At 74.9% G+C, this 14516-nt stretch carries 13 protein-coding genes; 7 read left to right on the forward strand and 6 right to left on the reverse strand.

Translation table 11 applies throughout. From position 1 onward, the window contains the following. The first annotated feature begins 59 nt into the window (after positions 1–59). Both RLT57_RS10685 and RLT57_RS10690 read left to right on the forward strand, forming a co-directional pair. Positions 60–260: a hypothetical protein gene (locus RLT57_RS10685; protein ID WP_311297141.1), complete on the forward strand. Its 201-nt coding sequence runs from the start codon at positions 60–62 to the stop codon at positions 258–260. Positions 261–905: 645 nt separating this feature from the next. Then, on the forward strand, positions 906–1607 hold the full coding sequence (locus tag RLT57_RS10690) for a hypothetical protein (protein WP_311297142.1): 702 nt from the start codon (positions 906–908) through the stop codon (positions 1605–1607). Between the two features lie 7 nt (positions 1608–1614). Here RLT57_RS10690 and RLT57_RS10695 read toward each other — a convergent pair whose 3' ends face one another. Both RLT57_RS10695 and RLT57_RS10700 read right to left on the reverse strand, forming a co-directional pair. Then, positions 1615–3993, reverse strand: a complete 2379-nt coding sequence (locus RLT57_RS10695; protein ID WP_311297143.1) for a serine/threonine-protein kinase — start codon at positions 3991–3993, stop codon at positions 1615–1617. 232 nt (positions 3994–4225) lie between these two features. Further along, a complete protein-coding gene (locus tag RLT57_RS10700; RefSeq protein WP_311297144.1) occupies positions 4226–5029 on the reverse strand; it encodes a VOC family protein in 804 nt (267 codons plus the stop codon). Positions 5030–5343: 314 nt separating this feature from the next. Here RLT57_RS10700 and RLT57_RS10705 point away from each other — a divergent pair, with 314 nt between their 5' ends. Both RLT57_RS10705 and RLT57_RS10710 read left to right on the forward strand, forming a co-directional pair. Continuing rightward, positions 5344–5991 carry a TetR/AcrR family transcriptional regulator gene (locus tag RLT57_RS10705; protein ID WP_311297145.1) on the forward strand — a complete coding sequence of 216 codons (648 nt, stop codon included), beginning with the start codon at positions 5344–5346 and terminating at the stop codon, positions 5989–5991. A 714-nt stretch (positions 5992–6705) separates the two neighbouring features. After that, the gene (locus RLT57_RS10710) at positions 6706–7875 is read left to right on the forward strand and encodes a flavin-containing monooxygenase (protein WP_311297146.1); all 1170 of its coding nucleotides are present in this window, start codon (positions 6706–6708) and stop codon (positions 7873–7875) included. A gap of 139 nt (positions 7876–8014) precedes the next feature. Here RLT57_RS10710 and RLT57_RS10715 read toward each other — a convergent pair whose 3' ends face one another. Further along, positions 8015–9343 (reverse strand): MFS transporter, encoded by a 1329-nt coding sequence (locus RLT57_RS10715; RefSeq protein ID WP_399128431.1) that lies wholly within the window; start codon positions 9341–9343, stop codon positions 8015–8017. A gap of 71 nt (positions 9344–9414) precedes the next feature. Here RLT57_RS10715 and RLT57_RS10720 point away from each other — a divergent pair, with 71 nt between their 5' ends. Continuing rightward, positions 9415–10440: a GlxA family transcriptional regulator gene (locus RLT57_RS10720; protein ID WP_311297147.1), complete on the forward strand. Its 1026-nt coding sequence runs from the start codon at positions 9415–9417 to the stop codon at positions 10438–10440. 63 nt (positions 10441–10503) lie between these two features. On the opposite strand, the gene RLT57_RS10725 is transcribed toward RLT57_RS10720, so the two are convergent. From RLT57_RS10725 to RLT57_RS10735, 3 genes are all read right to left on the reverse strand, one after another. Continuing rightward, entirely contained in the window at positions 10504–10917 is a 414-nt protein-coding gene (locus RLT57_RS10725; protein WP_311297148.1) for an ATP-binding protein, read from the reverse strand. 399 nt (positions 10918–11316) lie between these two features. Beyond that, entirely contained in the window at positions 11317–11835 is a 519-nt protein-coding gene (locus RLT57_RS10730) for an O-acetyl-ADP-ribose deacetylase (protein ID WP_399128433.1), read from the reverse strand. Positions 11836–11878: 43 nt separating this feature from the next. Continuing rightward, positions 11879–12250, reverse strand: a complete 372-nt coding sequence (locus tag RLT57_RS10735; RefSeq protein ID WP_311297149.1) for an STAS domain-containing protein — start codon at positions 12248–12250, stop codon at positions 11879–11881. A gap of 264 nt (positions 12251–12514) precedes the next feature. Between RLT57_RS10735 and RLT57_RS10740 the strand changes: the two genes are divergently transcribed. Together RLT57_RS10740 and RLT57_RS10745 are read left to right on the forward strand one after the other, a co-directional pair. Then, the gene (locus RLT57_RS10740; RefSeq protein ID WP_311297150.1) at positions 12515–13090 is read left to right on the forward strand and encodes a sigma-70 family RNA polymerase sigma factor; all 576 of its coding nucleotides are present in this window, start codon (positions 12515–12517) and stop codon (positions 13088–13090) included. Between the two features lie 266 nt (positions 13091–13356). Then, positions 13357–14487 (forward strand): zf-HC2 domain-containing protein, encoded by a 1131-nt coding sequence (locus RLT57_RS10745; RefSeq protein ID WP_399128436.1) that lies wholly within the window; start codon positions 13357–13359, stop codon positions 14485–14487. The last annotated feature ends 29 nt before the right edge of the window (positions 14488–14516 follow it).

The following is a 14516-nucleotide window of genomic DNA, read 5'->3' on the forward strand; positions in this document are numbered from 1 at the left end:
GGGGACTTCGCCGGGCGGGCTTCGGACCAGTACGTCCCCAAGGCACATGGGAGAGCACGATGAGCACCGAGATTCCGCCGACCGATCCGACCGACCCGCTGCCGCCGGTACCGCCGACTCCGCCCAAGGACGGGGACGACCCGGACAACTGGCACCTCGACGGCGCCGCAGAGGCCGCGCCGGACGGACTGCTCACTCCGAAGCCGGCCAAGCCCGCCAAGCCCGGTGAGGTCAAGCCGGACAACTGGCACCTGGACTGACCGCCAGGTCCACCATCGCACAACCGCGGCGCGTTGGGGAACCGTCACGGAAAGTGCCGGGGGGAATGGGGGAAGCGGGGGGACATCAGGGGGAAAGCGGGGGGAGACCAACGGGGGGGCACGGGGGTGCCCGGGGGAACCGGTGGGCCTGGTTCAGGGGGAAGCAGGCCCACCGGGGGCACACAGGTCGGCCGCAGCGCGGAGGGGGCGCTGCGGCCGACCGCTTTCCCGTGCGGCGGGACGGGGCCGCGGGCGGGCGGAACCGCATACGGCGGGGTGCGCCACGGGGACGGCGCGGGGGCCGCGTACAGCCGCGTACAGCCGCGTACAGCCGCGTACAGCCGCGAGCATGCGGGACCGGCGTACGTACCGGACCGGGCGCGGACCGCGTTCCGCCACCGATTCCCCTCACGGCGCGAAGATCCACCCGACAGGCCCTGGTCCTCCCCGGTGCTGACACCGGCGGCCTGATACCGGCACCCCGGCTTCCGCCCCGGCCCACCGTCCGGTGCCGGCGCGCCCGCCGCCCCGTCGCAGCGCCGCGGCCCTCACTCCGGCGGAGGCGCTCGCCTGGCGGGTCCCTGCGCGCGGACCTAGCGTCGGGCGCGAGGGGGCCGGACCGGCGGCATAAGGCGGTGGCACCCGATGGCGCGCAGCATCCTGGGGTGCCTCCTCGCCCTCGCCGGGGCCTCGGCCGCCGTCTGGGGCGCCTTTCAGCCCTGGTACGGCGGTCGGCGCGGCGCCGACATCCGGGTGGACGACCTCTTCACCCGCGTCGGGGTGACCGCGCACGACGCGGCCCCGCTCGGCTCCCTCTTCCTCCCGATGGGCTTCGCCGCCCTGCTCACCCTGCTCGGTGCGCTGATGCGTTCGCGGTACGTCGTCGCGCTCGCCGGGGTGCTGGTACTCGGGACGACCGTGCTGTGGATGGTCCGCCAGGCCCAGTTCTCGCGGTCGCTGACCGCGGGCGGCGACGGGCTCGGCACCGGAGTGGCCGGCGCGGTCGGCGGCGGGCTGCTGCTCTTCCTCGCCGCCCGCCTCGTCGGCGGGCGCCCGCCGCGCCTTCGCCGGGCCGCCTTCACCGAGCCGGCCGCCCTCCCGTACGACGGCGGCGGCGGCTACGACACGTTGTGTCCCGGCCGCTACCCGTACGGCCCGGATGCGCCCCCGCTCCCGCCCGCCGGCGAGGCGGAACCGACGCTGGTCGGTGAGCCGCCGGGGATCGGCGGGCCGCCGGACTGCGGACCGCCGACGGTCCGGGGCGGCGCCCCACCCGCGCCGCCGCCCCACCGGCCCGGCGGACCGCCGCCACCGCCCGAGCCCGGGGGCGGCCACGGGGAGCGGTGACGCCTTCTCAGGTCCGGCGGGCGGACGCCCCGGTGCCCTTCGCCGCGTCGAGCGCGTACACGCAGCGGTCCTTGGAGCACGCGTACACCACGCCCTCCGCGGCCACCGGCGACCCGGTGATCTCGCCGCCGGTCTCGAGCCGCCACCGCAGCTGGCCGCCCTGGGCGTCCAGCGTGTAGAGGCAGTGGTCCTTCGAGCCGAAGTGCACCCGGCCCTCGGCGACCGCGGGCGATCCGACCACCTCGCCCTGCGCGGCGAACCGCCAGCGCGGCGTCCCGCTGACCGCGTCCAGCGTGTACAGGGCGCTGCCCGCGCCGAGATGCACCGCGCCGGCGGCGACCACCACCGGTTCGACGGACTGCCGCGGCTCGGTGGCGACCCGCCAGCGGTCCCGGCCGTCGGCGGGGTCGAGCGCGTACACCGTGCCGAGGTGGTCGGTGACGTAGACGCCGCCGCCGGACACCCCGGGCCCGGGGACGTACGCGGGCGGCGCGAACATCACCGCGGGCGCGTCGAAGTGCCAGCGCTCGGTGCCGTTGCGGGCGTCCAGCGCGAGCACCCGGGTGCCGGCGGTCAGGTACGCCACGCCGTCCGCCACGACCGGCCGGGTCGGCACGGAACCGGCCGCGCCCGGCTCGCCGACCGGGTACGACCACTGCTCGGCGCCGGTCAGCGCGTCGACCGCGTACAGGTGGCCGCCGCCCTGGTAGTACACGGTCCTGCCGATGACGGTGGGGCCGGAGTCCGGCGACTCGAACTCGCTCTGCGCGCCGCTCCGCTCCCAGCGCAGGCTGCCGCGGTGGGCGTCCCACGCCTGGACACCGCCGCCGCGGGTGGCGCTGACGACGGTGCCCGCGGCGGCCTGTACCGCGTACACCCACCCGTCGATCGGGGTGCGCCACCGCTCGGCGCCGTCGGCCGCGTCGAGGGCGAAGAGGCTGGGGCCGTCGGAGGCGTGGATCCGGCCGTCGGCGACGGCCATCGTCCAGGCGACCTCGCGGGTCTTGAACTGACGGCGTCCGCTGGCGACGTCGAGCGCGTGGACCTCGAAGGAGGTGATGTAGAGCAGGCCGTCGGAGACGACCGGGGTGCCCCAGACGTCGTTGGACATCCGGAAGCGCCAGGGCCGCCACTCGCCCGCGGGCGCGGCGGGCGGAGCCGGCGCGGGCACCGGGACGGCGGCGGGGGCGGGCTCGCCCGCGCGGTGGGAACCGGCTCGCTGGCGCACCCATTCCGTGCCGGGGGCGGCGCCGGCCGCCGCCTTGTGGCGGGTGCCGGCGACCCGCAGTCCGGGGCCGATCGGCGCGGACCCGGCCAGCTGGACGGGGGCGGCGGTGGCCGGTTCCTGGTGCCGGCTGTCCCTGCCGTGCGCGGGCCCGCCGCGCGACGTCTGGACCGGGCGGGGCGGTGACGGCGGCGGGGGCGGCACGTTGACCGGGACCTGCGGGCCCGCGGCGTGCGCGCCGCGGCTGCCGGGCGGCAGGGGCGGGCGTCCGCTGCGGCGCTGCTCTATCAGCGCGACCGCGCCCGGGGGCAGCCAGGCCGAGGCGGTGCCGGTGTCGTCGCCGCCGGAGGAGAACAGGTGCGGGGCGAGCTGCGCCTGCAGGTCGGCGGGGGTGGGGCGGCGCTCGGCCTCCATCCGCATGCAGGACTCGATGAGCGGGCGCAGCTCGTCGGGCAGCCCGGTCAGGTCGGGGCCTTCGCGCAGCAGCATGAACACGGTCTCGACCGGGTTGGCGCCGTGGAAGGGGGCGTGGCCGGTGGCGGCGAAGACCAGGGTGGAGCCGAGCGAGAAGATGTCGCTGGCGCCGCGCACGCTGCGGGAGTCGCGGGCCTGTTCCGGCGACATGTAGGCGGGGGTGCCGACGGCGACGTTGGTCATCGTCAGACGGGTGTTGGAGACGCCGGAGGCGATGCCGAAGTCGATGACGCGCGGGCCGTCCTCGACCACCAGGACGTTGGACGGCTTCATGTCGCGGTGCACCAGCCCGGCGGCGTGGATGGACTGCAACGCCTCGGCGATGCCGGCCGCGAGCCACCGTACGGCCTGGGCGGGCATCGGCCCGGACTCGTTGATGATCTCTTCGAGCGACGGCGCGGGTACGTAGGCGGTGGCGAGCCAGGGCACGGCGGCGCGCGGGTCGGCGTCCACGACGGCGGCGGTGTAGAAGCCGGAGACGGCGCGGGCCGCCTCCACCTCACGGGTGAACCGCACCCGGAACAGCTGGTCCTCGGCCAGTTCGGCGCGCACGGTCTTGATCGCCACCCGGCGGCCGGAGGCCGAGCGGGCCAGGTAGACCAGCCCCATGCCGCCGGCGCCGAGCCTGCCCAGTACCTCGAAAGGGCCGATCCGTCTCGGGTCGTGCTGCGTCAGCTGCTCCATCATCGCCCTGCCACCTCCCCGTGACCCCGCGTTGTTGCGGCCGTTCCCCGTGTTCCCCGTGTCGCTTCGGCCGCGGGTGGCCGTTCGCCGGCTCCCACGCCAGGGTACGGGCCTGATTGTTCCTGGGATGGGCGCCGGTTGCGAACCCGGGGCCGCTCCGACACGCCCGGAGAGCGAACTCGTTATCATCCGCGCCCGGGGGCGGGACGGGTACGGGCCCGGGGGCCGCCGGTGGCTACCGGGCGGGCGCCTCGCCGACCCGGCGGGTGGTGTCGATGACCGCGAACCGCGCGCCCTGGTCGTCGGCGACGACCGCCATCCGGCCGAACGGCGAGTCCCGGGGCTCCTGGAGCACCCGGCCACCGAGCCGGCGGACGGTGGCCGCGGCGGCGTCGCAGTCCTCGACCGCGAAGTAGACCCGGTAGGCGGACCCGGCGTCCGCCGGGCCCGCCGGGTCGTCCTCGGCGCGCCTCATCCGGCCGCCGACCGGGTGCTCGGGGTCGCCGGGCGGCGAGTAGACCTGGTAGTCGAAGTGCGCTCCGTCGCCCACCTGCTGGGTGTCGTACCCGAACACCCTGGTGTAGAAGGTGTCGACGGTGTCCACCTCGCGGGTGAGGTTCTCGGTCCAGCTGAAGCCGCCGGGCTCGTTCACGACACCGAAGCCGGTGTGGCTGCCGGGCTGCCAGACGCCCAGGTAGGAGCCGCCGGGGTCGATGACGCCCATCATGGCGCCGGAGTCGCCGACCGCGTCCGGCCCGAAGACGATCTGGCCGCCGGCCTCCCGGATGCGCACGGCGGTCTTGCCTATGTCGGACGAGGCGAGGTAGACGCTCCACGCGGTGGGCGTGGACGCGTTCATCTTGCCGGCCAGCGCCGCGGCGTTCCTTCCGTCGCGCAGGGCCATCGCGTAGTGCCCGAACTCCTCACCCTGGTCCTGGAAAGTCCAGCCGAACAGCTCCCCGTAGAAGCGCTTCCCCGCGTCCGGATCGGGCAGGGCGACATCGGCCCAACAGGGGGCCCCTTCACTGATTCCGGACATGGCCTCGGTCCTCTCCGTATGTACGCGGTGTCGTCGCAGTCACCGTAATCAGTGATCTTCCCCACTGCACACGCGAGGAATCGAACATATGGTCAATTCTTGCGAGCGGTTCGCCGGCCGGCCCCGAGGGGCTTCCCGACCGCCTCCCACGGGGGGACGAACCACCCGCCCATCCCTTGGCGACCGGCCGGAAAGGCGTCCGACACGGGGTCACAAAAGGGGCACTGACCTGCACACTCATCAAGTGGAACAGGTGCCTCCCCGTTTGCACGCGGCCAAATCGCGCGCTGATCACCCGCCGGTAAACTGACGGCATGACAGGACAAGTTCGCACCGTCGACGGCCGCGTGGCGGGCCGCCGCGGGCAGGCCACTCGGCAGAAGCTGCTGGACTGCCTCGGCGAGATGCTCGGCACGTCGCCCTACCGCGACGTCAAGGTGATCGACGTCGCCAGGATGGCGGGCACCTCTCCCGCCACGTTCTATCAGTACTTCCCCGACGTCGAAGGCGCCGTCCTGGAGCTGGCCGACGAGATGGCCAAGGAGGGGGCGGGGCTGACCGACCTGGTGGCCGGCCGCTCCTGGGCGGGCAAGGCCGGCGCCCAGACCGCCGGCGAACTCGTCGACGGCTTCTTCTCCTTCTGGCGCAGGAACGACGCCATCCTACGCGTCGTGGACCTGGGCGCCGCCGAGGGCGACAAGCGGTTCAACAGGATCCGGCTGCGGGTCCTCAACTCGGTGACCGGCTCGCTCACCGACTCCATCAAGGACCTCCAGTCCAAGGGCCGGGTCGACCAGGAGGTCAGCGCCCCGGCCGTCGCCGGTTCGCTGGTGGCCATGCTGGCCGCGGTCGCCGCGCACCAGAAGGGTTTCACCGGAACCGGCGTCAAGCAGGCCGAGCTGAAGCCGAACCTGGCGCTGCTGGTGCACCTCGGGGTGACCGGGAAGAAACCGGTGAAGTAGGCGGCGCAGCCGGTGGAGCAGCGCGGGACGGCCGCCCGCACGGCCGGCTTCCGGCGCCCGGCCCGCCGCCCCATCCGTCCCGGCACCCCCGTGCCGCCTCCGCGTCCCCTTCCTGGCCGTCCCCGTGCCGCCCGCGTCACCCCGGCTCCCGCCGTCCCGCGGCGCCCGGCAGCCGGTCGTCACGAGCGGACCCCCTGCCGGCAGGCGGCGTACGCGCGGCCCGGCCGACCCGGCATCATGTGCGGCATGACCAGCAGCAGCCCGGCTCCGGGCAGGCCGCCGCGCGACGCCTCGTCCCGGCCCCGTTCCCCCGGGTCCGACTCCCCGGCGCCGCGCCGGCTAAGCCGCGGCGCCGTCCGGTCTCCGTCACCGCCGGCCGCGGTGAGCGCGCCACGGCGGTCGCAGCCGGGCGCCCCGCGCCGGACGACGCCCGCCACCCCGTCAGCGCCCTGCGCACCCCCGGTACTTCCGGCGCCCTCGCCGCCCCGGGTTCCGCCGGTCCTGTCCGCCGGGCTGCTCGGCCCGGCCACGGCCGCGCGCGGGCGCCGCGTCAGCTCCACCCCCGGCCCGTTCGCCAACGCGCCGGCCACGGCCGCGCGCGGGCGCCGCGCGGGCCGACACGCGGCGGGCTACTGCTCGCCCCACGGATGGGGTTACCTTCCGATACACCACCTTTTCCTTTCGTAAGACAACCCAGGTTTCCAGGAGCTCCGCATGTCCGAGTCCACCTCCGCCGACCCCGGTGCCCAGGCGAGCACCGCGGCACCCGAGGCCATCGTCATCGGCGCCGGTCCCGGCGGTCTGGCCGCGGCGGCGGCACTGCGGCAACGGGGCCTGCGCCCGCTGGTGCTGGAGCGCGCGGACCACCTCGGGGCGTCCTGGCGCCAGCACTACGACCGGCTCCACCTGCACACCACCCGGCGGCTGTCCTCGCTGCCGGGGCTGCCCATCCCCCGGGCGTACGGGCGCTGGGTCGGGCGGGACGACGTCGTGCGGTACCTGGAGCGCTACGCCGAGCACCACGACCTCGACATAGCGACCGGCATCGAGGTGACCCGGGTGGAGAGGGCCGGCTCCGGCTGGTCGCTGCCGGCGACCGGCGGCCGGGTGCTGACCTCTCCGGTGGTCGTGGTGGCGACCGGCCACAACCACACGCCGTACATACCCGACTGGCCGGGACGAAACACCTTCCCCGGCGATCTTCTGCACGCCTCGGGCTACCGCAACGCGGCCCCGTACGCCGGGCGGGACGTGCTGGTGGTCGGCGTCGGCAACACGGGCGCCGAAGTGGCCGTGGACCTGGCCGAGGGAGGGGCCGCCCGGGTCCGGCTGGCGGTGCGCACGCCGCCGCACATCATGCGCCGCTCCACCGCGGGCTGGCCCGCGCAGGCCAGCGGCATCCTGGTCCGGCGGCTGCCGGCCGGGCTGGTGGACCGGCTGGCCCCGTACATCGAGCGGCTGAGCGTGCCCGACCTGTCCGGGTACGGTATGCCCCGGCCGGACACGGGGCTGTACGCGCGGGTGCTGGACGGGGCGATCCCGGTGCAGGACGTCGGCCTGATCGCGGCGGTGCGGTCCCGCCGGGTCGAACCGGTCGCCGCCGTCGAGCGGTTGGACGGCGACAAGGTGCGGCTCGCCGACGGCACCGGCATCAGTCCCGAGGTGATCATCGCCGCGACCGGCTACCGGCGCGGGCTCGAACCGCTCGTCGGCCACCTCGGCGTGCTCGACGGCCGCGGGCGGCCGGTGGTACACGGCGCAAGGACGCCGCCGGACGCGCCCGGCCTGTACTTCACCGGATTCACCAACCCGATCAGCGGGATGCTCCGGGAACTGGCCATCGACGCCCGGAAGATCGCACAGGCGGCCGCCCGGCTGGGCTGAGCGACCGGCAGGGCCGAGCCGCCGGACCGACCGGGCGCCCCGCCGGTCCCGTGGGCGGCGGGTGGGTGAGCAGCCTCGCCGCTCACCCGCCCGGGTGAATCCGGGCGTCACCCGGAACGGCCGCCGGTGCGCCGCGCGTTCACCCGACGACCGCCAGCGCGGGAACGGCGACCGGCCGGCGGCGGATGACCAGGGACATCAGCGCGGCTATCGCGCACAACGCGCCGGCGGAATACCAGACGAGGTCGTACGAACCGAACGTGTCCCGCACCACGCCGCCGAGGTAGGCGACCGCGGCGGCACCGATCTGATGGGCGGCCAGCACCCAGCCGAAGACGATGGCGCCGCTGTCTCCGTAGTGCTCGCGGCACAGCGCGATGGTCGGCGGCACGGTGGCCACCCAGTCCAGGCCGTAGAAGACGATGAAGAGCACCATCGGCGGATGGATGCTGTCGCCGAGCAGCACGGGGAGGAACATCAGCGACAGTCCGCGCAGTCCGTAGTAGATCGCGAGCAGCCGCCGGGGCGACAGGCGGTCGGTGAACCAGCCCGAGGCCACCGTGCCCGCGATGTCGAACACCCCGATCACGGCGAGCAGCGAGGCCGCGGTGGTGACCGGCAGCCCGTGGTCGTGGGCGGCGGGCACGAAGTGGGTCTTCACCAGGCCGTTGGTCGACGCGCCGCAGATCGCGAAGGTGCCGGCCAGTAGCCAGAAGGTGCTGGTGCGCGCCGCCTCCCGCAGCGCACGCAGCGTCCGTCCGGCGGCGCCGACGACCGGTGGCGGCTTCGGCACGAACCGCGCCGCGCCGTAGGGTGCCAGACCCACGTCCGCCGGGTGGTCCCGCAGCAGGAACCAGACGAACGGCACGACCGCGACCGCCGCGACCGCCACCGTCAGGGCGGCCGGCCGCCAGCCGTGGTGCTCGGTGATCCAGGAGAGCAGCGGCAGGAACACCAGCTGCCCCGCCGCGCCGCCCGCGGTGAGGATGCCGGTGACCAGGCCGCGGCGGGCCTCGAACCACCGGTTGGTGACGGTCGCGGCGAAGGCGAGCGCCATCGAACCGCTGCCGAGGCCAACCAGCACGCCCCAGCAGACGACGAGCTGCCAGCTCTGGGTCATCCGCACGGTCAGCGCGGAGCCGACCGCGATAATGAGCAGGGCGCCGGCGACGACCCGCCGGATGCCGAAGCGGTCCATCAGGGCGGCGGCGAAGGGCGCGGTCAGCCCGTAGAGCGCCAGGTTGACGGAGACCGCGAAGCCGATCATGCCCCGGGACCAGCCGAACTCGGTGTGCAGCGGGTCGATCAGCAGACCGGGCAAAGAGGCGAAGGCCGCGGCGCCGATGATCGTCACGAAGGTGATGGCGGCGACCGCCCACGCGCGGTGCACGCCCAGGCGCGGGCGGTCGGCGGGAGGGGCGGGGAGGTCGCCGGCGGCCGGCGCGGAGGGTGGGGATATCTGCGTCACATGATCAGTCTCCGGGCGGGGAGGCAGGTTGGACGAGTGGCCCAGTGGCCACGGTATGCAAGAATCGGGCCATGACGCGGTCCGAGGCGTGCCGCCCGGCCGGCGGCGTCTTCCGGCACCCGGGACGCCACCGGGTCGCCGTCTTCGTCCTCGGCGGCGTGATCCCCCTCGAACTGGGCATCCCGCTGCGGATCTTCGGCACCGCCACCGGCACGGAGGACGGCGCCGAGCTGTACGAGGTGGTGACGTGCAGTCTGGCGGCCGGTGAGGTGCCGACCGCCGCCGATTTCCCGATCGTGGTCGCGCACGGCCTCGAAGCACTCGCCGAGGCGGACACCGTGGTGGTGCCGGCCTCGCACGAGCCCGTGTCGGTCTACGCCGAGGGCCGGCTGTCCGCGCCCCTGGCCGCCGCCTTCGCCGCGATCCGGCCGGGAACCCGCGTGGTGTCGATCTGCACCGGGGCCTTCGTGCTGGCCGCCGCCGGGCTGCTCGACGACCGGCCCGCCACCACCCACTGGCTGAGCACCGACCGCTTCCAACGGCTGTTCCCGCGGACCAGGGTCGACCCGGACGTGCTCTACGTGGACGACGGCGACGTGCTGACCTCGGCGGGGGTGGCGGCCGGGATGGACCTGTGCCTGCACATCGTGCGCCGGGACTTCGGCGCGGCGGTGGCCAACGGGGTGGCCCGCCGGACGGTCGTGCCGCCGCACCGGGAGGGCGGCCAGGCCCAGTACGTCCGCCGCCCGCTGCCCGAGCCCCGGATGGCCGGCACCGAACAGGCCCGCGCCTGGGCCCTGGACCGGCTGGAGCAGCCGCTGACCCTGCGGCAGCTGGCCGAGCGCGAGTCGATGAGCGTGCGGACCTTCACCCGGCGTTTCCGCGAGGAGGTCGGGCTCAGCCCCGGGCGGTGGCTGACCCAGCAGCGGGTCGAGCGGGCCCGGCAGCTGCTGGAGTCCACCGACCTCGGTGTGGACCAGATCGCCCGCCAGTCCGGCTTCGGGACCGGCGCCTCGATGCGGCAGCACCTCCAAGTGGCGCTGGGCGTCTCCCCGTCGGCCTACCGCCGCACCTTCCACACCTCGGCCCGCGGCTGACGGCCGGGGCCGAGCGGCCCGCGCCCGGGGCGCGGGCCCGCGGCGGAGCGGGATCAGGTCGGATCAGGTCAGGGCCGCGGCGGCGGCGCGGTCGACCTCGCACCAGATGTGCTTGCCGGTGCCCTCGGAATGCCACCCCCAGCGGTCGGCGAGGCCGTCGACGAGCTCCAGACCGCGACCGCCGGTGTCGTCGCGCCGGGCGTGGCGGGGTGCCGGGGGCAGCCCGCTGTTGTCGGCGACCTCGACCCGTACGGGGGCGGCGGGGGCGGTCGGGAAGAGCATCCGCAGTACGGCCGGACAGCCGGTGTGCACCACCGCGTTGGTGACCAGTTCCGAGATGAGCAGGATCAGCGTCTCGGCCATCGGCTCATCGGCGCCTATACCGCAGCCCACCAGCCGCGACCGGGCCCAACGGCGAGCGCGCCCCACCTCCGCGGGGTCGACGCCGATCTCCAGCTGAACCTGAAGCACCTGCACTGTTCACACCATCCGAACCGGCGGCCATGAGACCTCACGGGAGCCCGACGTCACCGTACGTGACTCTGGCTTCACACAGCATGATCGACCTACAGTCACACCGCCAAGCGCCTCGGGCATGTTCCGGCGCGGGCGGGCGTGCGTGCGACGTTCGGTACGGCGCGGCGGCCGAAGCGCGCGCCCATGGTCGTTCTCCGCCCGGCTCGGCCGGGCGGCACCATGAGAACTCCCTGAACACGCACGCACCCGATGGAGCGTACCCGAGGTGTCCGCCGACTCCACCGCGTAACAAGTCACGCATCGGACACGACGCCGTGCGGACGCTCCGTAACCGGCGCCCGAACAGCCCGACACGCCGCCCGCCGGGAGCCGGCTTGACCCCCGCCGGCCCCTGGTGGACTACCGATACCCGGCGAACACCCCATATGCCTCGGCGTCGAAGAGCACGAAGCGGACCTCCGCCACGGACGTGGGGGTTTCCCGCACCGTCTTGACGGCGATCCGCGCGGCGTCCTCCATCGGCCAGCCGTAGGCCCCCGTGGAGACCGCCGGGAAGGCGACGCCGGTGGCGCCCAGTTCATCGGCGACGCGCAGGGACTCGCGGTAGCAGGAGGCCAGCAGCCCGGAGAGGTCGCGGTCCGGCCGCCAGACCGGCCCGACGGTGTGGATCACCCACCGGGCGGCCAGCCGGCCGGCGGTGGTGGCGACCGCCTGGCCGGCGGGCAGCCCCGAGGCGTAGGGGCCGGCGCGCAGTTCCCGGCAGGCGGCGAGGATCTCCGGGCCGCCCGCGCGGTGGACGGCGCCGTCGACTCCGCCGCCGCCCAGCAGCGAGGAGTTGGCCGCGTTGACGACAACGTCCACCCGCTGCTCGGTGACGTCGCCCCGGACGAAGGTGAGACGGGACACGGAACCGGACATGGGGCCAGCGTAGTCAGGGCGCCGGAGCCGGTCAGTCAGACGGTCAGGCCGACAGCGGCCGGGCGGTGTCGTCGGTGGCCGCCGCGAGGTCGGGGAAGACCTCGAACAACCGGCGTACGCCCAGCGCGGCCAGCACCCGGTCGACGTGCGACCCCTCACCGCCGCCGGCGGCCGCCGGAAGGACCACCCGCAGCCGGCCGGCACAGGAGCGCATCAGGCGGCGGGCGCCGATCAGCACGCCCACTCCGCTGGAGTCGCAGAAACGTACCTCGGCCAGATCGAGTACGAGACTGCGGCGACCGTCCGCGACCGCTTCATGGACCTTCTGCCGGACCGCCGGTGACGAGATCAGATCCATTTCGCCCGCGACCTTCACCACCGCCCAGCCGTCCTGCTCGGCCCGGGTCACCAGCATGGGTCCCCACCTCGCCTCGCCATCGGCTGCCGCATCGTCGTCTCCAGGACCCTATGCCCGTTCTCAGTCGTAACTCTGCATTCTTGCGGTCACACCCCGATAACAGACAGACAAAAGCGATCACACAGGGTGCCAGGTTGCGGCAAAGCGGCGTGCGCCGTCGCACCCGGCCGGTACCGTCGATGGACGAGCGCAGTCGTACGAACCGAAGACACGCCGCAACCGTCGGTGTCAGACGGCCGGACGAGCCGAAGGGGCCGGGAGATGGCAACACCCGCACCACCGCGCTGGGACCGCAGGATGCAGCAGCGGCTGGCGCGGGGCGAGGCGGCGGCGCTCGGCGAGCTGTACGACCGCTACGCCTCGCTGGTGCGCGGTCTGGCACACCGGGTGATGGACGACGACGACGCGGCCGACCTGATCACCCGCGAGGTGTTCGGCTACATATGGGAGAACCCGGACGCCTTCGAGCCGCGGCGGGGCTCGCTGCGCTCGTGGATCGCGTCGCTCACCCAGCGGCACGCGGTGCACCACCTGCGGCAGCACGAAAGCCGCGGCCGGTCCACGGCGTCCGAGGTGGAGGCCCGGGTCCGCGAGGCGAACACCGCGGCGCGGGCGGACTTCATCGTGACCTCGATGCCGGCGCCGCTGCGGGCCGCGCTCGAACTCGCCTACCGCGAGCGGATGGACTACCGGGCGACCGCCGCCGACCTCGGGGTCAGCGAGGACGAGGCGCGCCGACGGCTGCGGCTCGGCCTCCAGCTGCTGTCCAGCGCGATGGAGCCCGGCGCGCGCCAGGACGAGGCGCTGGACCCGCGTACCGGGCGAGGCCGCAGGTGAACGGTCCGGCGTTCCAGGACGGAGGCCGCGAACAGGGCGGCGACGGACGGCTTCGCATCCCCCGCCAGCGTCAGCAGGACGGCACCCCGGACAGCTCCGCCCACGGCCCGCGCGACCCGGACGCGGCCCCCTCCCGGCCACCCGCACCGGCCCAGGCACCGGCCCAGGCACCGGAACCCGCCGAGCCGCCCGGAACCGGGCAACCGCCCGCGGCCCCGGGCCCGCCCGGAACCGCCGGGCCGCCCCACCCGTACGACCACGGCACGTTGAAGTCCCTGCTCGGCGCGTGGGCCCTGTCCGTCTGCTCGCCCGAGGAGGCGCAGGCCGTCAAGACGCACCTGGCGGACTGCGCCGGCTGCGCCGAGGAAGCGCAGCGGCTGCGCGAGGCGGTCGGCCTGCTACACCCGGAGGAGTCGCTCGACCTCGACCCGCTGCTGCGGATCCGGGTGCTGGAGGGCTGCCTCGGCCGCCGCCCGGCCCGGATCCCGGTACCCGAGTGGGCGGGCCCGTACGACGCCGAGACCGCCCGGCTGGACGCGCTGCTGCGCGACCTCGGCGGCAGCTACTGGCAGGCGCCGGTCGAGCTGCGCTGGTTCGACGGCGTCCCGGTGACCCGCGAGCTCACCGTCGGCGGGGTCATCGCGCACCTGACCGCCGTGGACAGCCTGGTGGGCCGTGGGCTCGGCCTGCCGGCGCCCGGCCCCGACGCGGCACCGCACACCGCCCGCGTCCGCCTGCGCCGGACCCGCGGCCAGGACGCGGAGCTCCCGCTCGAACCGTGGGAGCGGACCGCCGCCCTCTGGGCGGCCCAGCGGCATCTGCCCGGCGTCACCCTGCACTCGCTGTGGCGCGAGCAGAGCCACCACCTGATCCGTACCGTCTCCTTCGCCGGCCGCGGGGCCGCCGGCCTCGCCGTGGACTACGGCGTGTTCGCGCTGCCGCTGCGGGACGCGTTCCTCGACCGGGCCTTCGAGTGCTGGATGCACGCCTGGGACATAGCCGACGCGGTGGACTACCCGTACGACCCGCCCGCGCCGCGCGACCTCAACCGGATGATCGACCTGGCCGCCCGGATGCTGCCCACCGTGCTGGCCGACCGGCGCCGGGCCGGACTGGCCATCTCCGCGTCCAGGCTGGTGCCGGCCGGGGCGCCGGGCCGTTCGCTGCACCTGGAGATCGAGGGGGACGGGGGCGGCGACTGGTACCTGCCGGTGGACTCACCCGGCGCGCCGACCTCCGGGGAGGAAGCGGTCGCGCATGTCGCCATGGACAGCGTGGAGTTCTGCCAGCTCGCCGCCGGCCACATCGAGCCGGAGCGGATCGCGGCGGGCCAGCGCGGGGACCGCGCGGTGATCAGGGACATGCTGTTCGCGACCGCGTCCCTGTCCCGCCTCTGAGGACACCGGGCCGGCGGGCCCCGGCCCGC

Origin of the sequence: Streptomyces sp. ITFR-21, assembly GCF_031844685.1 — a bacterium.
In the GTDB taxonomy this organism is placed as follows: domain Bacteria; phylum Actinomycetota; class Actinomycetes; order Streptomycetales; family Streptomycetaceae; genus Actinacidiphila.